This is a genomic window from Pseudomonas sp. MYb541 (genome assembly GCF_037479595.1).
In the GTDB taxonomy this organism is placed as follows: Bacteria; Pseudomonadota; Gammaproteobacteria; order Pseudomonadales; family Pseudomonadaceae; genus Aquipseudomonas; species Aquipseudomonas canadensis.
On record NZ_JBBGYS010000061.1, the window covers coordinates 19543 to 37569 of the forward strand.

The 18027-nt window shown below is 59.1% G+C and carries 18 protein-coding genes; 14 read left to right on the forward strand and 4 right to left on the reverse strand.

Annotation, left to right across the window (positions count from 1 at the left end):
* Nucleotides 1–310 precede the first annotated feature (310 nt).
* Together WH299_RS27385 and sfsA are read left to right on the forward strand one after the other, a co-directional pair.
* A complete protein-coding gene (locus tag WH299_RS27385) occupies nucleotides 311–1483 on the forward strand; it encodes a pyridoxal phosphate-dependent aminotransferase (protein WP_339551859.1) in 1173 nt (390 codons plus the stop codon).
* Nucleotides 1483–2193, forward strand: coding sequence for a DNA/RNA nuclease SfsA (gene sfsA / locus WH299_RS27390; RefSeq protein ID WP_122728113.1), 711 nt, complete (start codon nucleotides 1483–1485; stop codon nucleotides 2191–2193). The genes WH299_RS27385 and sfsA overlap by 1 nt, the downstream gene beginning before the upstream one ends.
* On the opposite strand, the gene WH299_RS27395 is transcribed toward sfsA, so the two are convergent.
* A complete protein-coding gene (locus tag WH299_RS27395; protein ID WP_122728115.1) occupies nucleotides 2190–2507 on the reverse strand; it encodes a Rieske 2Fe-2S domain-containing protein in 318 nt (105 codons plus the stop codon). The two genes, sfsA and WH299_RS27395, sit on opposite strands and share 4 nt — an antisense overlap.
* A gap of 156 nt (nucleotides 2508–2663) precedes the next feature.
* On the opposite strand from WH299_RS27395, the gene WH299_RS27400 reads away from it, so the two are divergent.
* The 3 genes from WH299_RS27400 to WH299_RS27410 are packed head-to-tail and all read left to right on the forward strand — an operon-like array spanning nucleotide 2664 to nucleotide 5343.
* Nucleotides 2664–3542, forward strand: coding sequence for a heme/hemin ABC transporter substrate-binding protein (locus tag WH299_RS27400; protein WP_068933680.1), 879 nt, complete (start codon nucleotides 2664–2666; stop codon nucleotides 3540–3542).
* A complete protein-coding gene (locus tag WH299_RS27405; protein WP_323624957.1) occupies nucleotides 3539–4576 on the forward strand; it encodes a FecCD family ABC transporter permease in 1038 nt (345 codons plus the stop codon). Before WH299_RS27400 ends, WH299_RS27405 begins: the two co-directional genes overlap by 4 nt.
* Nucleotides 4576–5343 (forward strand): heme ABC transporter ATP-binding protein, encoded by a 768-nt coding sequence (locus WH299_RS27410; RefSeq protein ID WP_122728119.1) that lies wholly within the window; start codon nucleotides 4576–4578, stop codon nucleotides 5341–5343. Before WH299_RS27405 ends, WH299_RS27410 begins: the two co-directional genes overlap by 1 nt.
* 244 nt (nucleotides 5344–5587) lie before the next feature.
* On the opposite strand, the gene WH299_RS27415 is transcribed toward WH299_RS27410, so the two are convergent.
* From WH299_RS27415 to WH299_RS27425, 3 genes are all read right to left on the reverse strand, one after another.
* On the reverse strand, nucleotides 5588–5860 hold the full coding sequence (locus tag WH299_RS27415) for a TfoX/Sxy family protein (protein ID WP_010206563.1): 273 nt from the start codon (nucleotides 5858–5860) through the stop codon (nucleotides 5588–5590).
* Nucleotides 5861–6051: 191 nt separating this feature from the next.
* Nucleotides 6052–6396 (reverse strand): pentapeptide repeat-containing protein, encoded by a 345-nt coding sequence (locus WH299_RS27420; protein ID WP_016976848.1) that lies wholly within the window; start codon nucleotides 6394–6396, stop codon nucleotides 6052–6054.
* A 93-nt stretch (nucleotides 6397–6489) separates the two neighbouring features.
* A complete protein-coding gene (locus WH299_RS27425) occupies nucleotides 6490–8046 on the reverse strand; it encodes a bifunctional aminoglycoside phosphotransferase/ATP-binding protein (protein WP_122728123.1) in 1557 nt (518 codons plus the stop codon).
* Nucleotides 8047–8164: 118 nt separating this feature from the next.
* Here WH299_RS27425 and mrcB point away from each other — a divergent pair, with 118 nt between their 5' ends.
* From mrcB to msrQ, 9 genes are all read left to right on the forward strand, one after another.
* Complete coding sequence (gene mrcB, locus WH299_RS27430; protein WP_122728125.1) at nucleotides 8165–10489, forward strand: penicillin-binding protein 1B; 2325 nt, start codon at nucleotides 8165–8167, stop codon at nucleotides 10487–10489.
* A gap of 16 nt (nucleotides 10490–10505) precedes the next feature.
* Nucleotides 10506–11240 (forward strand): tetratricopeptide repeat protein, encoded by a 735-nt coding sequence (locus WH299_RS27435; protein ID WP_028617948.1) that lies wholly within the window; start codon nucleotides 10506–10508, stop codon nucleotides 11238–11240.
* Nucleotides 11240–11569 (forward strand): YqcC family protein, encoded by a 330-nt coding sequence (locus tag WH299_RS27440; protein WP_028617947.1) that lies wholly within the window; start codon nucleotides 11240–11242, stop codon nucleotides 11567–11569. The genes WH299_RS27435 and WH299_RS27440 overlap by 1 nt, the downstream gene beginning before the upstream one ends.
* A gap of 431 nt (nucleotides 11570–12000) precedes the next feature.
* Nucleotides 12001–13725, forward strand: coding sequence for an acetolactate synthase 3 large subunit (locus tag WH299_RS27445; protein ID WP_028617946.1), 1725 nt, complete (start codon nucleotides 12001–12003; stop codon nucleotides 13723–13725).
* A gap of 2 nt (nucleotides 13726–13727) precedes the next feature.
* Nucleotides 13728–14219 carry an acetolactate synthase small subunit gene (gene ilvN / locus WH299_RS27450; protein ID WP_003176102.1) on the forward strand — a complete coding sequence of 164 codons (492 nt, stop codon included), beginning with the start codon at nucleotides 13728–13730 and terminating at the stop codon, nucleotides 14217–14219.
* A gap of 47 nt (nucleotides 14220–14266) precedes the next feature.
* On the forward strand, nucleotides 14267–15283 hold the full coding sequence (ilvC, locus tag WH299_RS27455) for a ketol-acid reductoisomerase (protein WP_003194132.1): 1017 nt from the start codon (nucleotides 14267–14269) through the stop codon (nucleotides 15281–15283).
* Between the two features lie 145 nt (nucleotides 15284–15428).
* Entirely contained in the window at nucleotides 15429–16286 is an 858-nt protein-coding gene (gene pssA, locus WH299_RS27460) for a CDP-diacylglycerol--serine O-phosphatidyltransferase (protein ID WP_016976855.1), read from the forward strand.
* Between the two features lie 63 nt (nucleotides 16287–16349).
* Nucleotides 16350–17363: a protein-methionine-sulfoxide reductase catalytic subunit MsrP gene (gene msrP, locus WH299_RS27465; protein WP_339551863.1), complete on the forward strand. Its 1014-nt coding sequence runs from the start codon at nucleotides 16350–16352 to the stop codon at nucleotides 17361–17363.
* Nucleotides 17363–17983 carry a protein-methionine-sulfoxide reductase heme-binding subunit MsrQ gene (gene msrQ, locus WH299_RS27470; protein WP_122728129.1) on the forward strand — a complete coding sequence of 207 codons (621 nt, stop codon included), beginning with the start codon at nucleotides 17363–17365 and terminating at the stop codon, nucleotides 17981–17983. The genes msrP and msrQ overlap by 1 nt, the downstream gene beginning before the upstream one ends.
* The last annotated feature ends 44 nt before the right edge of the window (nucleotides 17984–18027 follow it).

An 18027-nucleotide genomic window follows, 5' to 3' on the forward strand; every position in this document is an offset into this window, starting at 1 on the left:
GCCTCTCACTCTTCTAATCCATTGCGCAGGATTGCAACGTCACCGACGCCTGCCGGCCCTGCGGCTGCAAGCGGGCGAACTTACCAGATAGATTCGGGGTGCGCCACTCCCGGTTGTCGAGGCCCATGGCAAATCGCTTGCAAACTGCGACAGCCCGCCATTGCTGGGTATGCATTGCCTCGAATGTTTATTTTAGTCGTTTTGCAGGCACTTGCCCGGCCGGCACATGCCGCCGGGCAGGCAATAGAACATGTTTTCCCGCGCGGGTTCGGTAGAATCCAGAATTTGTCCTCACCGTTAAGGAAGGCTAATGGCTCAGCCCTACAGTGCGCGCAGTCGCGCCATCGAACCTTTTCATGTCATGGCATTGCTGGCGCGGGCCAATGAGCTGCAAGCCGCCGGCCATGACGTGATCCACTTGGAAATCGGCGAGCCGGACTTCACCACCGCCGAGCCGATCATCCAGGCCGGCCAGGCAGCATTGGCCAACGGCAAGACGCGCTATACCGCCGCCCGTGGCTTGCCCGAGTTGCGCGAGGCCATTAGCGGTTTCTACCAGCAGCGCTATGGGCTGAACGTGGACCCCGAGCGCATCCTGATCACGCCCGGTGGCTCAGGCGCATTGTTGCTCGCCAGCAGTTTGCTGGTGGACCCGGGCAAGCATTGGCTGCTCGCCGACCCTGGCTACCCCTGCAATCGCCACTTCCTGCGATTGGTGGAGGGCGCGGCGCAGCTGGTGCCGGTCGGTCCTGAAGTGCGCTATCAGTTGACCGCTGACCTCGTGGCCAAACACTGGGATCAGGACAGTGTGGGCGCATTGGTGGCATCCCCGGCCAACCCGACCGGCACGATCCTCACACGCGACGAATTGGCCGAGCTTTCCGGCGCGATCAAGGCGCGCAACGGTCATTTGGTGGTGGACGAGATTTACCATGGCCTCACCTATGGCACCGATGCGGCCAGCGTGCTGGAAGTCGACGACGACGCGTTCGTCCTGAATAGTTTTTCGAAGTATTTCGGCATGACCGGTTGGCGCCTGGGTTGGCTGGTAGCACCGCCGGCGGCGGTGGGTGAATTGGAGAAGCTCGCGCAAAATCTCTACATCAGTGCGCCGAGCATGGCCCAGCATGCGGCATTGGCCTGTTTCACCCCGCAAACCCTTAGCATTCTGGAAGAGCGCCGCGCTGAGTTCGGCCGTCGTCGCGATTTCCTGCTGCCCGCCTTGCGCGAGCTTGGGTTTGGCATCGCGGTCGAGCCGGAGGGCGCGTTCTATTTATATGCCGATATCAGCGCGTTCGGCGGTGATGCCTTCGCATTCTGCCGCCACTTTCTCGAAACCGAACATGTGGCGTTTACGCCAGGCCTGGATTTTGGCCGCTACCAAGCCGGCCACCATGTGCGTTTTGCCTACACGCAAAACCTCGATCGGCTACAGGAAGCGGTGGAACGGATCGCTCGTGGCTTGCGGAGCTGGCTAGGCTGATGCGCTTTCATCCTCCCCTCGAAGAAGCGCGGCTGATTCGTCGCTACAAGCGTTTTCTCACCGATATCGAAACCGTTACCGGCGAGTTGTTGACCATTCATTGCCCCAACACCGGCTCGATGCTCAATTGCATGGTCGAAGGTGGGCAGGTCTGGTTCAGTCGCTCCAATGACCCCAAGCGCAAGTTGCCGGGCACCTGGGAAATCGCCGAGACGCCCCAGGGTCGCTTGGCGTGTGTAAACACGGCGCGTGCCAATCAGTTGGTCGAGGAAGCGTTACGTGCGGGTGTCATTACCGAGTTGAACGGCTTTACCGCCTTGAAGCGTGAAGTGCCTTACGGTCAGGAGAAAAGCCGCATCGACTTCCGCCTGGACTATCCCGACGGCGCGGCTTACATCGAAGTCAAAAGCGTAACCCTGGGTTTTGACGGCACTTCGGTTGCCGCTTTCCCGGATGCAGTGACCCAGCGTGGCGCCAAGCATTTGCGCGAACTGGCCCATCTGGCGCGTGACGGTGTGCGAGCGGTGCAGTTGTATTGCGTCAACCTCTCGGGGATTGATGCTGTGCGCCCGGCCGTGGAGATCGACGCGGCCTACGCTGCTGCCCTGCGCGAAGCCAAGGCGGCCGGCGTGGAAGTGCTGGCGTATGGCGTGCGCGTGACATCCGAGGAGATCTGCGTGGACCGGCGTCTGGACGTGCTGCTCGACTAGAGTTGCACCCACAATCCCTGGGCGTCTTCGCGTCCGGGCAGGGCGATCAGGCTTTGCCCGGCGCAAGGGCCTGCGATGCACTCGCCGTTCTCGATCAGGAACAGCGCGCCGTGGGTGGCGCACTGGATCAGGCTGGCGCTGTCGTCGAGGAACCGGTCGGGCTGCCATTCCAGTGGAACCCCACGATGGGGGCAGCGGTTGATATAGAAGTAGGCAATGCCGTCCCGGCGCACGGCCAACAATTTGCAACCATCGATTTCAAAACCGAGGCTGCTGTCTGGCGCGAGGGTATCGGAGGAGCAGAGAAACTTCATTTCAATCCTTAAGTGCCTTGACGTTCAAATGCAAACAATTATCAAATGCCGGCTTCGCCCGTTGGCCGACCGGGCGCTCAATACGATGCGGGGCAGCGGTTATCTGTCACATTGATGAGCGTTTGAGCGGCCCTGCCCTTGGAAGGAAACCCTGTTATGCGCCTGAGTGCCAGCGCTATTGCGCTTGTTGTCGGACTGCTGGTCAACCCTGGGGCTCAAGCCTCTGAACTGCCACAACGTTGGGTGAGTGCCGGTGGGGCGCTGTCGGAATGGGTGACGGCCTTGGGCGGTGAGTCGAAGTTAGTGGGCGTGGATACCACCAGCCAGCACCCTGAGTCCCTCAAGGCGTTGCCGAGCATTGGTTACCAGCGGCAGTTGTCGGCTGAGGGCATCTTGAGTTTGCGCCCGCAGGTGCTGGTGGGTACTGAAGAAATGGGCCCGCCGCCCATACTGGCGCAGATCCGCAGCGCGGGTGTGCAGGTGGAGATGTTCTCGGCGCAGCCTGATTTGCCGACGTTGAAGGGTAACCTCCAGCACTTGGGCAAGTTGCTGGGCGCTGAGGCCAGGGCCAACGCATTGTTTACCGGATATGAGCAGGCGCTGGATCAGCAGAAGCGCTGGGTCGCCAAGGCTCAGTCCACCCAAAAGGCCCCCGGCGTATTGCTGTTGCTGGGTCATGCAGGCGGCAAGCCGCTGATCGCGGGCAAAGACACGGCGGCTGACTGGATGTTGCAGCAGGCGGGAGGGCGCAATTTGGCGACGCATACTGGCTACAAACCGTTTTCGGTGGAGTCGTTGGCGGGGTTGAGCCCGGATGTGCTGGTGTTTGCGGATCGTGCCCTGACCGGAGATGCGGCGCGTGCGGCGCTGTTCAAGGAGAATCCGATCCTGGCGTCCACGCCGGCGGCCAAAAGCGGACGAGTGTTTGAAGTGGATCCGACCTTGCTGGTCGGCGGGCTGGGGCCGCGTATACCGCAAAGCCTCGCAGACCTATCTGCCGGGTTTTACCCCTCCCAGGCCAAGCCAGCCCCATGACCACTCTGGTAAAACCCAAGACGCTGTTTGTTGGGCTGGCGTTGTTGTGTGTCTTGGCGATCTGGCTTTCGTTGGCGCTGGGGCCGGTCAGCTTACCGTTGCTGGATACGCTCAAAGCCGCGTTGCGCTTGATGGGGGTGCCGATTGAGGCCCAAGGGCTGGAGCAGGCTGAGCTGATCCTGGGGCAGATCCGTTTGCCGCGCACGCTGCTGGGCTTGGCTGTCGGTGGTGTGTTGGCCTTGTCGGGTGTGGCGATGCAGGGGTTGTTTCGCAATCCTCTGGCTGATCCAGGCTTGGTGGGGGTTTCAAGCGGAGCTGCGCTGGGGGCAGCGGTGGCGATTGTCGGTGGTTCGTTTTTCGGCGGTTTGCCGGATGCATTCGGCCCCTATCTTCTGTCGCTGTGTGCATTCCTGGGTGGGTTGGGTGTAACTGCACTGGTCTATCGACTGGGGCGGCGTAATGGCCAGACCAACGTCGCAACCATGCTGCTCGCCGGCATTGCCCTCACGGCCCTCGCCAGTTCGGCGGTGGGCCTGTTTACCTACCTGGCGGACGACGCCACTTTGCGCACCCTGACGTTTTGGAACCTGGGCAGCCTCAACGGTGCCAGCTATTCACGGTTATGGCCGCTTTTGCTGGTGAGCGCGGGCGTGGCGCTATGGCTGCCGCGCCGGGCCAAAGCGTTGAATGCTTTGCTGCTGGGTGAGTCGGAGGCCAATCATCTCGGTATCGATGTAGAAAAGCTCAAGCGCGAATTGGTTTTCTGCACGGCGCTGGGCGTCGGGGCTGCGGTGGCCGCCGCGGGCATGATCGGTTTTGTCGGGTTGGTGGTGCCGCATCTGGTGCGTTTGCTGGCGGGGCCGGACCATCGGGTGTTGTTGCCGGCATCGGTTCTGGCAGGTGCGAGCCTGTTGTTGTTTGCCGATCTGGTCGCACGGCTCGCGCTGGCACCGGCTGAGTTGCCGATCGGTATCGTCACTGCATTTATCGGCGCGCCGTTTTTTCTTTACCTGTTGTTGCGGGGGCGTGCCTGATGCTGCGTGTGGAAGACCTGCAGATCCGTCGCGGTCGCAAAACTGTATTGGCGGATGTCACCCTCGACCTGTTACCGGGCGAAGTGCTCGGCGTGTTGGGCCCCAACGGTGCGGGCAAAAGTACGCTGCTCGGTGGATTGTGCGGTGAGCTGCACCCCGACCAAGGCAACGTGTGGCTGGATCAGCGCCCGTTGAGTGAGTGGAGTGGCGCGCAGCGGGCACAGCGCCTGGCGGTATTGCCGCAAAGCTCGACGCTGGACTTTGCTTTCCGTGTCGAAGAGGTGGTCGGCATGGGCCGCCTGCCGCATCAGACCGGGCGAGCCCGCGATGATGAGATCATTGAGGCGGCGTTGCAGGCAGCAGATGTCGGCCACTTGAGCGGCCGCAGCTACCTGGCGCTGTCCGGTGGCGAGCGCCAGCGGGTGCATCTGGCACGGGTGCTGGCGCAGTTATGGCCGGGCGAGGCCGGGCAGACGTTGCTGTTGGATGAGCCGACGTCGATGCTGGATCCTTTGCATCAACACACCACCTTACAGGCTATTCGCGCCTTTGCTGATCGGGGCGCGGCGGTGTTGGTGATTCTTCACGATTTGAACCTGGCGGCGCGTTACTGCGATCGCATTCTGCTGCTGGAGGCGGGACGGCCACACGCATTGGATACGCCGGTGCAGGTGATGCAGCCTGAACCGTTGAAGGCTGTGTTTGGTTTGGATGTGCTGGTGCAGCCCCATCCGGAGCGTGGGCATCCACTGATCATTGCGCGCTGAAATCGGCTTTTTTATAGGCAAAAAAAGACCCGGCAAGAGCCGGGTCAAATAACCGTGATTAGCCTGATGAGGAGATAATCTGAGAGTCCGAACCAATGGTCTTTCAGTTATCGGCTGATCTCGCGACCAGTTGTGATAATCATAACGATTCTCATTTGAGAGTCAACAATTGTTTTTGCATGTTCTCTGCGTTTTCTAAAACGCTTGTTCGCAATGCCTGTAAATGTTGGGGTTAGTCGACGAGCTAATTCTTCTGGCGTGCCGATAGTGCGTCCAATTGACGGTTCAACGCTTCCTTGCGCTCGGCAGGAATGTCATTCCAGTGCACATCCATCAACGCCCCTTCGATGGCATACAACAGGACTTTGGAGGCGCGAAAGCCACGCGTCCGGACGGCCCGGTACGCATCGACCGCTCCCAGGCGGCGCAAGTCCGACGCACTGTGGATGCCCACCGCATGCAGCCACTGTGCGGACGTCTTGCCGAGGTTTTTCAGGTGTTGCAGCTCATCGTTCATCAAGCCTCCTTGCGACGGCCGAATGGTGCGGTGGGTATCGAGACCAGGCAAGCCTGCAAAGGAGTGTAGCGCTCAGTAGGAAAAGCGTAGTTCTTTAGTCGGAAACGGCCTAAAGCTTATAAGAATGGCGAGGTCAGGCAGGCAGGAAGTCCCCGGCTAGGCTGAGCGAACCGGGGCTTAAGCAGAGGGTTTCAGCGGGTGCGGTAGCGTAGGCGAGTGCCGAAATTAACCGACATGAGGATCTCATCGGCGGTCAGCTCTGGCGGGAAGTAGGTGCCGGATATCTGTGCATGGGCCAGGCTGGCGCCTTCCAGTGGGCAATCGCGCAGGTCCAGGCCACGCAGGTCGGCGGAGCGAAAATAGGCATCGGTGAAGTCCACGCCAGCGGTGTTCAGCTCACGCAAATCCAGCCCGCGGAAGTCGCCGCCGCGCATGTCGATGACCCCGTCTTTAGGGCGTTCCTGGTTGAAGCCACGGATATCGTCTTTATGCAGGAGCGAGTAAAGCGGCGTATCAAGAAGCTTGGGGTGACTCATGACGGCGACTCCTGTTGGATTTATGACGCCATTATAGTGCCACTATTGCTTGGTCGTGCCCCCTAAGTAGACGACACGACCAAGAAATTTTTCTTACAGGCCAGGCAGGCGCTGACGAATATGCGCCACCAGCGCATCGAGGGTGCCACTTTCATTGGTCTCAACACGCTTGCTGAGGAGCAACTCCTCGGCAGTCAGCGGGTCGCGAGTGGCTTGCTGTTCTTCGATAACCGTCAGTGTCGCGTCGGAAGGATCATTTTTGTCCGCCTGACGTTGCGCCAACCAACTGGCGATAACGGCTTGCGGCGCATTGCAATCCAGGATCAGGAAGGGCGCGCCTGTGGCCTCAGCTACTTTAGCCGCTGCATTGCGTTGTTCGTGTTTAAGGAAGGTCGCATCCAGCACCACCGGGTAACCGGCGCGCAGCACGGTATCGGCAATTTCATTCAAGCGTGCGTAAGTTGCCACACTGGCATCGGCCGCATAGATGCCAGCGTGTGGCGTGTTTTCCACCTGTTGCTCGCCGAACAGGCGCTTGCGCTCCACGTCTGAACGCAGGCGCACGGCGCCCAGGGCTTCAACCAATCGCATGGATACGTGGCTTTTGCCTACGGCCGACACACCGTGGGTAATGGCCAGGAAGCGCGACGGAATGGTGCTGTAGCTTTCCGCCAGGTTGGCGTAGTTGCGGTATTGGCGCAGGGTCGTGGCGCGTTGCACTGGGCTCGCTTCGCTCGGCATGCTGAACAGCGCGATCTTGGCGCGGACCAGAGCGCGATAGGCTTTATAGAAGTTCAGTACTTCCAGGCCTTGATAGTCGCCGGTCAGTTCCAGGTACTGGCTGATAAAACGGCGAGCCAGGGACTTAAGGCCCCGGTCTTCAAGGTCCATCGCCAGGAAACCGGTATCGGCATACACATCGGTGAAGCGGAACGGCTCGTTGAACTCGATGCAGTCGAAGATCACCACGTGGCCGTCGATCAAAGTGGCGTTGCCCAGGTGAATATCACCATGGCATTCGCGGGTGAAACCGTCCTTTTTGCGCTGGGAGAACAACGGCTTGAGGCGCTCGAAGCTGCTTTCGGCCCAGGCCTGCAGAGCGTCCAACTGAGCCAGGTCAGCCTTGTCGCTGAGGAACGGACGGATTTGGTCGAAGTTCTGGCGAACCGGTGCCATGACCTCATCCGGGGTGCCGGCCGGGTGTTCCTGCGGGACTTTTGGCGCCGTGAGGTGGAAGTGCGCGATTTGCTTGGCCATCTCATCGATGTGCGCGCTGGTCAGTTCGCCGTTGGCTTGCAAGGTGCTGAGCAGTTGGCTCTGCGGGAACTGGCGCATTTTCAGCGCGTATTCGACGACCGGGCCGTCGCCGCCCAACTGCGGCGCTTCGGCACTTCCGGTGATCGGCAACACTTCAAGATACAAATCTTCGGTCAGGCGCTGGTTGAGGCGCAATTCTTCCCGGCAGAAGTGGCCGCGCTTTTCCAGATCGGTGAAGTCGAGAAAGCCGAAGTTCATCGGCTTCTTCAGCTTATAGGCATACGGGCCGGTCAGGACGACCCAGGAAATATGGGTTTCGATGACTTGGAACGCTTCAACCGGGTGAGGGTATAAAGCCGGATTTTGCAGGGCAGCGATCAGGGACTGGCTCACGGGCGATCCTTCAGAGTCTGGGGGAAAACATGGCGGGCATTATGGCCGCTACAAGCGGTCATGCAAACCGCTGTCCGGCTCATGTTGATCATCGATAAAGTGCGTATAATCCGCCGCCATGACTCGAACCCGATCTCCCCGTTCCCGTAAAAAACCTCCTTCCCGCGGCCTGCGCCCTTGGCTGGGCTGGGCACTCAAGCTCGGCCTTGTAGGCCTCGTCGTGCTCGCCGGCTTTGCGGTGTACCTCGACGCCGTGGTTCAGGAGAAGTTCTCTGGCAAGCGCTGGACCATTCCGGCCAAGGTGTACGCGCGCCCGTTGGAGTTGTTCACCGGCCAGAAGTTGAGCAAGGATGACTTCCTTACCGAACTCGACGCCTTGGGCTACCGCCGCGAACCCGTGAGCAACGGTCCGGGTGCCGCAGCCGTCAGTGGTAACACTGTCGACCTGAATACCCGTGGCTTCCAGTTCTACGAAGGTCTGGAGAAAGCCCAGCCGGTGCGCGTACGCTTCTCTGGCGATTATGTAGCCGAACTGTCGTCGTTGAACGGTTCAAAGTTGCCGGTGGTTCGTCTCGAACCGTTGATGATCGGCGGCATTTACCCGAAAAACCTTGAAGATCGCATCCTGATCAAACTTGATCAGGTGCCACCGTATCTGCTGGAAACCTTGGTTGCCGTTGAAGATCGCGATTTCTACAGTCACTGGGGTGTATCGCCGAAGTCGATTGCCCGCGCAGTCTGGGTGAACACCTCCGGCGGCAAGATGACTCAGGGCGGCAGTACGCTGACGCAACAATTGGTCAAGAACTTCTACCTGACCAACGAGCGCAGCCTGACCCGCAAACTTACCGAAGCGATGATGGCGATGCTGCTGGAGCTGCACTACAGCAAGCAGGAAATCCTTGAGGCGTACCTCAACGAGGTTTTCGTCGGGCAGGATGGCCAGCGCGCCGTGCACGGTTTCGGTTTGGCCAGCCAGTTCTTCTTTGGTCAGCCGCTGTCCGAATTGAAGTTGCACCAGGTCGCGTTACTGGTGGGCATGGTCAAGGGGCCTTCCTACTACAACCCGCGCCGCAATCCTGAACGTGCGCTGGAGCGACGCAACCTGGTGCTCGACGTGCTTGAGCAACAGGGTGTCGCCACGGCTGAACAAGTCGCCGCGGCCAAGAAAATGCCACTGGGTGTAACCACCCGCGGCAAACTGGCAGACAGCTCCTTCCCAGGCTTTATCGATCTGGTCAAACGCCAACTGCGTGAAGACTATCGCGACGAAGACTTGACCGAAGAAGGCCTGCGGATCTTTACCAGTTTCGATCCGATCCTGCAGATGAAGGCCGAAGCGTCGGTCAACGACACGTTCAAGCGCCTGACGGGCCGTAAAGGTTCCGATGAAGTCGAAGCGGCCATGGTCGTGACCAACCCTGAAACCGGTGAAGTCCAGGCCATGATCGGCAGTCGCCAGGCTAGCTTTGCGGGCTTCAACCGTGCGCTGGATGCGGTGCGGCCGATCGGTTCGCTGGTCAAACCAGCGGTCTATCTGACGGCTTTGGAAAAGCCGAGCAAGTACACCCTGACCAGTTGGTTGTCTGATGATCCGCTGTCGGTCAAAGGTGGCGATGGCCAGGTGTGGACGCCGCAGAATTTCGACCGCCGCTCCCACGGTACCGTATTCCTGTATCAGGGGATTGCGCACTCCTACAACATATCCACTTCGCGACTCGGCCTTGAAGTCGGCGTACCGAACGTCCTGAAGACCATTGCGCGGCTGGGCGTCACCCGTGAGTTCCCGGCCTTCCCGTCGATCCTGCTGGGCGCGGGTGCGATGACCCCGATGGAAGTCGCGACCATGTACCAGACCCTCGCCAACGGTGGTTTCAATACCCCGATGCGCGGAATCCGCAGTGTTCTGACCGCCGAGGGCGAGCCGCTCAAGCGCTACCCGTTCCAAATCCAGCAGCGTTTCGACGCAGGCTCCATCTACCTGATCCAGAACGCCATGCAGCGTGTGATGCGTGAAGGTACGGGGCGCTCGGTGTACAGCGTGCTGCCGGCGAACCTGACCTTGGCGGGCAAAACGGGCACCAGTAACGATTCGCGTGACAGCTGGTTTGCCGGTTTTGGTCAGGACGTGCTGGCGGTGGTGTGGCTGGGGCGTGACGATAACGGCAAGACGCCATTCACCGGTGCTACCGGTGCGCTGCAGGTCTGGACCAGTTTCATGCGCAAGGCCGACCCGCTGCCGTTGAATATGCCGCAGCCGGATAACATCGTGCAGGCCTGGATTGATCCGCACACGGGACAGGGCTCCGATGCCAACTGTCCGGGCGCGGTACAGATGCCGTATATTCGCGGCAGCGAACCGCCACCCGGCGCCGCATGTGGTGGCAGTGCCCCTGCTGATGCGGAATCGGTGATGGATTGGGTCAAGGGCTGGATGAATTAAGCAAAGAGGGTTTCAAGTGAACAAGTGGTTGTTTCCAGCTATTACAGCTCTGGCTTTGCTCGGCGGTTGCTCCAGCGTGCAGCGCGGCTCCATTCCCGTGGTGGACTCGAGCACGGCCGTCTCCAATAACGACCGGATCTCGGCCAATGGCGGGTTCCGCCAGACCGTCACCAATCGTCCTGCCCAGGCCAAGCCGCAAGCCATGCCGCAGGATTCGGGCGTGGTGGTGATGGTGCCTGGCGGTGGTGCTGCGACGTCGGCCCCGATCAGCGCCGAGCCATGGACCCCTGGGCCAAGCAACTCCGGCCCGATCGATACCACGCCGATCCAGACTGCCCCGATCAACCAGGGCACCTACAACATGCCGTCGACGCCGAGTGGTATTCCATCATCGTCCAGCAGCGGTGGCCTGTCGGCTGACGAGCAACTGGATGGCCCGGTGCTGGCTTTGTTGACCACTGCCCAGCAACAGCAGGCGGGCGGTGATTTGAATGGCGCGTCGTCGAGTCTTGAGCGTGCCCAGCGCGTTGCGCCGCGTGAGCCGCAAGTGCTGTATCGCTTGGCCCAGGTGCGCATGGCCCAGGGTGATGCGCCGCAGGCGGAGCAGTTCGCCCGTCGCGGCTTGTCGCTCGCCAACGGGCGTCCGGACCTGCAAGCCAGCCTGTGGGCGTTGATTGGCGACGCGCGTGCCGCACAAGGCGATGCCGCTGGCGCAGCCCAAGCGCGTCAAAAAGCCAAGGTCAGCCTCTGATGGATGCACGGTTTCCCGCTATCGCCGAACAGTTGTTGCTCATAGAGCGAGAGTTGCGCGTGCAGGGCTGGTGGGACGATGTGTCCCCCAGTGCCGAGGCGCTCAGCAGTGTCGAGCCCTTTTCCGTGGACACCCTGGACTTTCACCAGTGGCTGCAATGGATCTTCCTGGTGCGCATGAAGCAGATTCTTGAACAGGATCTGCCTTTGCCCAACGCCTCGGGCATTCTGGAGATGGCCGAAATGGTCTACGCCGATCGCCCGCTAGAGAGCCTTGGTTTGCGTAACGCGCTGAAAAAGTTCGACCAATTGATCGTCGACGCTCGTTAATTGCCTGACTGCCGGTTTTTCCGGCAGTGTTGCGCACATTTCTACCGCTTGACGACATTCAGGCGAGTTTTATCCCTCCTCAAAGCCCTTTCTCCTGCGTTCTCATGCGCTTAGTTGGAAAAAAGCGCAATTATTGCTTGACTTGAAGGGCCTGAAACAGAAGAATCCAAAGTCCGCTGTATCGGGACTGCCAGAAGCAGGCCCGCTCAGCAGATCATGAGGCGCACATCCGCGCCGACCTGTTACACCCGCAACGCGTTACCTCGCGCTGGGTGGGAAAAGCCCGCAACACTTGGGACGATCCCAATACTTGCTCAGTCAGTGCTGACGTAGTCGGCGACCACCGTCGCTCATGCTCTGTTGAGAAGTAAACCTATTAAGACCCGTCGGTTTTCAACGGACGGTATTCTGGCGTTTTAGAGGTGAACAACGTGGAGCTTTTATCTGGTGGTGAGATGCTCGTCCGCTTTTTGCGTGACGAAGGCGTCGACTATATCTACGGGTACCCAGGTGGTGCTCTGCTGCATGTCTACGACGCACTGTTCAAGGAACCGGCTGTTACCCACATCCTGGTTCGCCATGAACAAGCCGCGACCCATATGGCTGACGGTTACGCCCGTGCCACCGGTAAAGCCGGCGTGGTACTGGTAACGTCCGGCCCAGGCGCCACCAATGCCATTACCGGCATCGCGACTGCGTATATGGACTCCATCCCGATGGTGATCATTTCCGGCCAGGTGCCCAGCACCATGGTAGGCACCGATGCATTCCAGGAAACCGACATGATCGGTATTTCCCGGCCGATCGTGAAACACAGCTTCATGATCAAGCATCCGTCGGAAATCCCGGAAGTCATGAAAAAGGCCTTCTACCTCGCGCAGTCCGGTCGTCCGGGCCCTGTGGTGGTCGATATCCCGAAAGACATGACCAACCCGGCCGAAAAGTTCGAATACATCTTCCCGAAGAAAGCCAAGCTGCGTTCCTACAGCCCGGCCGTCCGTGGGCACTCGGGACAAATCCGCAAGGCGGCAGAAATGCTCCTGGCGGCCAAGCGTCCTGTGTTGTACTCGGGTGGTGGCGTCATTTTGGGCGGCGGTTCTGCACCGTTGACTGAACTGGCCAAGCTACTCAACCTGCCGGTGACCAACACCTTGATGGGGCTCGGCGCATTCCCGGGCACAGACCGTCAGTTCGTCGGCATGCTCGGCATGCACGGCAGCTACACCGCCAACCTGGCCATGCACCACGCTGATGTGATCCTGGCGGTGGGCGCACGTTTTGATGACCGAGTGATCAACGGCGCGAGCAAATTCTGCCCGAATGCCAAGATCATCCACATCGACATCGACCCGGCGTCCATCTCCAAGACCATCAAGGCCGACGTGCCTATCGTAGGTCCAGTGGAAAGCGTATTGACCGAAATGGTCGCTGCGCTGAAGGACATTGGCGAGGCGCCGAACAAGGAATCCGTTGCCAGTTGGTGGAAGCAGATCGACGAGTGGCGCGGTGACCGTGGCCTTTTCCCTTACGACAAGGGCGACGGCAGCATCATCAAGCCACAAACCGTGATCGAGACCCTGTGCGAAGTGACCAAGGGCGACGCCTTTGTGACCTCCGACGTGGGCCAGCACCAGATGTTCGCCGCGCAGTACTACAAGTTCGACAAGCCTAACCGCTGGATCAACTCCGGTGGCCTGGGCACGATGGGCTTTGGTTTCCCTGCGGCCATGGGCGTGAAACTGAGCTTCCCGGACACCGACGTCGCGTGCGTCACCGGTGAGGGCAGCATCCAGATGAACATCCAGGAACTGTCGACGTGCCTGCAGTACGGCCTTCCGGTGAAGATCGTCTGCTTGAACAACGGCGTGCTGGGCATGGTTCGTCAATGGCAGGACATGAGCTACAACAGCCGTCACTCCCATTCCTACATGGAATCGCTGCCGGATTTCGTCAAATTGGTTGAAGCCTATGGCCACGTCGGCATTCGCATCACCGATTTGAAAGATCTGAAGCCGAAAATGGAAGAGGCGTTCGCCATGAAGGACCGCCTGGTGTTCATCGATATCAAGGTGGATACCAGTGAGCACGTCTACCCGATGCAGATCAAAGACGGCTCGATGCGCGACATGTGGCTGAACAAGACGGAGCGTACTTAATCATGCGGCACATTATCTCCCTGCTTCTGGAGAACGAACCCGGCGCTCTGTCTCGTGTTGTCGGCCTGTTTTCGCAACGTAACTACAACATCGAAAGCCTGACCGTGGCTCCGACCGAAGACCCGACCCTGTCGCGCCTGACGTTGACCACTGTGGGCCACGATGAGGTGATCGAACAGATCACCAAGAACCTAAACAAGCTGATCGAAGTGGTCAAGCTGGTCGACCTGTCGGAAAGTGCCCACATTGAGCGCGAGCTGATGCTGGTTAAAGTGAAGGCCACAGGTGCCCAACGTGCCGAGATCAAACGCACCACCGACATTTATCGTGGGCAGATCGTCGATGTGAGCGCCAGCGTTTATACCGTTCAACTGACCGGTACAAGCGACAAGCTGGACAGCTTCATCCAGTCGATCGGGACGGCCTCGATTCTGGAAACAGTACGCAGTGGTGTCACCGGGATTGCCCGTGGCGACAAAGTACTCAGCATCTAACCCAAATTAGCGAATGGCCTTACGGCCTGGATATATAGAGGAACCTCATGAAAGTTTATTACGATAAAGATTGTGACCTGTCGATCATCCAGGGCAAGAAAGTCGCCATCATCGGCTACGGCTCCCAGGGTCACGCGCAAGCTTGCAACCTCAAAGACTCCGGCGTTGACGTGACTGTAGGCCTGCGCAAAGGCTCGGCCACTGTTGCCAAGGCTGAGGCCCACGGCCTGAAAGTGACTGACGTTGCTTCTGCCGTTGCTGCTGCTGACCTGGTCATGATCCTGACCCCGGACGAGTTCCAGTCTTCGCTGTACAAGAACGAAATCGAGCCGAACATCAAGAAGGGCGCTACCCTGGCCTTCTCCCACGGTTTCGCGATTCACTACAACCAGGTAGTGCCACGCGCTGACCTCGACGTGATCATGATCGCGCCGAAAGCGCCAGGTCACACCGTGCGTTCCGAGTTCGTCAAAGGCGGCGGTATCCCTGACCTGATCGCGATCTACCAGGACGCATCAGGCAACGCCAAGAACGTGGCACTGTCCTACGCTGCTGGCGTCGGTGGCGGTCGTACCGGCATCATCGAAACCACCTTCAAGGACGAGACTGAAACCGACCTGTTCGGCGAACAAGCCGTTCTGTGCGGCGGTACCGTTGAACTGGTAAAAGCCGGTTTCGAAACCCTGGTTGAAGCGGGCTACGCGCCGGAAATGGCCTACTTCGAATGCTTGCATGAACTGAAACTGATCGTTGACCTCATGTACGAAGGCGGTATCGCCAACATGAACTACTCGATCTCCAACAACGCCGAGTACGGCGAGTACGTGACTGGCCCGGAAGTGATCAACGCCGAGTCCCGTCAGGCTATGCGCAACGCCCTGAAACGTATTCAGGACGGCGAATACGCCAAAATGTTCATCAGCGAAGGCGCTACCGGCTACCCTTCGATGACCGCCAAGCGTCGTAACAACGCCGCTCACGGTATCGAAGTCATCGGCGAGCAACTGCGCTCCATGATGCCGTGGATCGGTGCCAACAAGATCGTCGACAAAGCCAAGAACTAAGTCGTACGTATCAAGGGAAAACGCGGCTTAGGCCGCGTTTTTTCGTTTGGGGGGCGGGTTCTGGTATAAAGCTGCATCGTTTGCGGGCGAACACGCGCCGCAAGTATCTGTCGAATTTTTTTCACACCGTTGCAAGGTAAAGTCCATGAGCGAACGTCCCGAAGAGCCAAACCAGGCTCCTGACGCCGAAAGCCTGCTGCCGATCGATGAACATGTCGAAGAAGGGCATGACGCTGAAGGCCGCAAGGTCCGGCATCGTGGCATCTATCTTTTGCCCAACCTGTTCACTACGGCGAACCTGTTTGCCGGGTTCTACTCCATCATCAACTCCATGAGCGCCCAAAGCGCGCTGGCGGCAGGTGATGCGGCGAGTGCCAGCAAGTATTTCGGCTTTGCTGCCATCGCCATCTTTGTTGCCATGGTGCTCGACGGCCTGGATGGTCGTGTTGCGCGCATGACCAATACGCAAAGTGCCTTCGGTGCCGAGTACGACTCGTTGTCGGACATGGTCGCGTTTGGTGTTGCGCCTGCGTTGCTGGCATTTGCCTGGGCGCTGGGTGACATGGGCAAGGTCGGCTGGATGGTTGCCTTCATTTATGTCGCGGGTGCTGCTTTGCGTCTGGCGCGCTTCAATACCCAGGTGGGAACTGCCGACAAGCGTTACTTCATCGGTCTGGCCAGCCCGGCTGCGGCGGGTGTGGTGGCGGGTATCGTCTGGGCGTTCAGCGATTACGGCATCCAGGGTTCTAAGATGTCGTTCCTGGTGGCCTTGATGGTGGCTGCGGCCGGCATGCTGATGGTCAGCAACATCAAGTACAACAGCTTCAAGGAGCTGGACCTGAAGGGGCGCGTACCTTTCGTGGCGATTCTGGCAGTGGTGCTGGTGTTCGCCGTGGTGTTCAGCGACCCGCCGCGTATTCTGTTGCTGGCGTTCCTGGTTTACGCCGCTTCGGGGCCGGTTCAGTACTTGCTGCATCTGCGTCGCGACAAAACATTGCCTTAATGTAATTTCCCCCATACTCCGCAGTCTATTGGTGCATCAGTTCTCCAATGCTGCGGAGTTGCCATGTTAATCAAATTGCCCAAAGCGTCCGATTGCCACGAATCGGATGTCACACCTGAATCCTTCTATCTCTCTCGCCGTAGCTTGCTCGGTGGTGCGCTTGCTGGCGTTGCTGCCAGCAGCTTGCCGCGTTGGGCGAGTGCGGACGAAGCCTCGCGTTATGCCGATGTCGAAGCGGGCAGGGCACCGGGCTGGTTTGCCGAGAAACTGCCGGGCACGAAATGGCAGGCTGTCACGGTAAAGGACGAGGCGATCACCCCGTTCAAGGATGCGACCCACTACAACAACTTCTACGAGTTCGGTACAGGTAAGGGCGACCCAGCAACCAATGCGGGCTCACTCAAGACCGAGCCCTGGAGCGTGGTGATTGATGGCGAAGTCGCGAAACCAGGTCGATATGCCCTGGAAGACTTCATGAATCCGTATCAGTTGGAAGAGCGTATCTACCGTCTGCGCTGTGTCGAGGCATGGTCAATGGTTATTCCATGGATCGGTTTTCCGATCTCGGCGTTGCTCAAGCAGGTTGAGCCGACTTCCAAGGCTAAATACATTCGTTTTGAAACGCTTCAAGATCCCAAGAGCATGCCGGGCCAGCGGTCGAGTTTTGGCTTGATCGATTGGCCCTATATAGAGGGCTTGCGTCTGGATGAGGCGATGAACCCTTTGGCGATCCTGGCTGTGGGAATGTACGGGCGCGAACTGCCAAACCAGAATGGCGCGCCGCTGCGTTTGGTCGTGCCATGGAAATATGGCTTCAAGAGTGTGAAGTCTATTGTTCGCATCAGCCTTGTCAGCGAGCAGCCGAAAACCACCTGGCAGAGCATTGCAGCGGACGAATATGGTTTTTATGCAAATGTGAACCCTACGGTCGATCACCCGCGTTGGACCCAAGCGCGGGAGCGTCGTCTACCGAGTGGCCTCTTCAGCCCCAATGTGCGCGAGACGCAGTTGTTCAATGGTTACTCGGATGAGGTGGCGTCTCTATATACCGATCTCGACCTGCGGAAGAACTACTGATGCGTTACCCGATCTGGCGTATTGGCGTCTTTATAGTGGCGGCGGTATGGCCGTTGTTCTGGCTATATGAAGCTTGGAGTGCTGTCCTGGGGCCGGATCCGGGCAAAGTGCTGGTTGATAGGCTGGGCCTCGGCACGCTGATACTGCTGTTGATCACCCTGGCAATGACCCCGCTGCAGAAGCTCAGTGGTTGGGCAGGGTGGATAGCGGTGCGTCGGCAGCTCGGGTTGTGGTGCTTTGCTTATGTCGTGCTGCATCTGGCTGCTTATTGTGTGTTTGTGCTTGGGTTGGATTGGTCGCAGCTCGGCGTTGAGTTGCGCAAGCGGCCTTACATTATTGTGGGCGCGTTGGGTTTCCTGTCGCTGTTGGTATTGGCGGTGACGTCGAATCGTTACAGTCAGCGTCGGTTGGGCAGTCGTTGGAAGAAGCTGCACCGTCTGGTGTACGTGATTCTGGGACTTGGCTTGCTTCACATGTTGTGGATCGTGCGGGCGGACCTCAAGGAATGGGCTATCTATGCTTCTATAGGTGCGCTGCTCCTGGTGCTACGGATCCCGCCTGTAATGCGTCGAATCCCGCGCCTTATTGCGAAAAAATCACTTTCTTCAACGAAAGCGTAATTAACGGTTGACGGTAGATTCAAGATGTCTATAATTCGCCCCAA

What these genes read in the sequence shown, in the direction of transcription:
- WH299_RS27385 (WP_339551859.1), top strand. Translation starts at nt 311, where the DNA reads ATGGCTCAGCCCTACAGTGCGCGCAGTCGCGCCATCGAACCTTTTCAT.
- sfsA (WP_122728113.1), top strand. Translation starts at nt 1,483, where the DNA reads ATGCGCTTTCATCCTCCCCTCGAAGAAGCGCGGCTGATTCGTCGCTAC.
- WH299_RS27395 (WP_122728115.1), bottom strand. Translation starts at nt 2,507, where the DNA reads ATGAAGTTTCTCTGCTCCTCCGATACCCTCGCGCCAGACAGCAGCCTC.
- WH299_RS27400 (WP_068933680.1), top strand. Translation starts at nt 2,664, where the DNA reads ATGCGCCTGAGTGCCAGCGCTATTGCGCTTGTTGTCGGACTGCTGGTC.
- WH299_RS27405 (WP_323624957.1), top strand. Translation starts at nt 3,539, where the DNA reads ATGACCACTCTGGTAAAACCCAAGACGCTGTTTGTTGGGCTGGCGTTG.
- WH299_RS27410 (WP_122728119.1), top strand. Translation starts at nt 4,576, where the DNA reads ATGCTGCGTGTGGAAGACCTGCAGATCCGTCGCGGTCGCAAAACTGTA.
- WH299_RS27415 (WP_010206563.1), bottom strand. Translation starts at nt 5,860, where the DNA reads ATGAACGATGAGCTGCAACACCTGAAAAACCTCGGCAAGACGTCCGCA.
- WH299_RS27420 (WP_016976848.1), bottom strand. Translation starts at nt 6,396, where the DNA reads ATGAGTCACCCCAAGCTTCTTGATACGCCGCTTTACTCGCTCCTGCAT.
- mrcB (WP_122728125.1), top strand. Translation starts at nt 8,165, where the DNA reads ATGACTCGAACCCGATCTCCCCGTTCCCGTAAAAAACCTCCTTCCCGC.
- WH299_RS27440 (WP_028617947.1), top strand. Translation starts at nt 11,240, where the DNA reads ATGGATGCACGGTTTCCCGCTATCGCCGAACAGTTGTTGCTCATAGAG.
- ilvN (WP_003176102.1), top strand. Translation starts at nt 13,728, where the DNA reads ATGCGGCACATTATCTCCCTGCTTCTGGAGAACGAACCCGGCGCTCTG.
- ilvC (WP_003194132.1), top strand. Translation starts at nt 14,267, where the DNA reads ATGAAAGTTTATTACGATAAAGATTGTGACCTGTCGATCATCCAGGGC.
- pssA (WP_016976855.1), top strand. Translation starts at nt 15,429, where the DNA reads ATGAGCGAACGTCCCGAAGAGCCAAACCAGGCTCCTGACGCCGAAAGC.
- msrP (WP_339551863.1), top strand. Translation starts at nt 16,350, where the DNA reads ATGTTAATCAAATTGCCCAAAGCGTCCGATTGCCACGAATCGGATGTC.
- msrQ (WP_122728129.1), top strand. Translation starts at nt 17,363, where the DNA reads ATGCGTTACCCGATCTGGCGTATTGGCGTCTTTATAGTGGCGGCGGTA.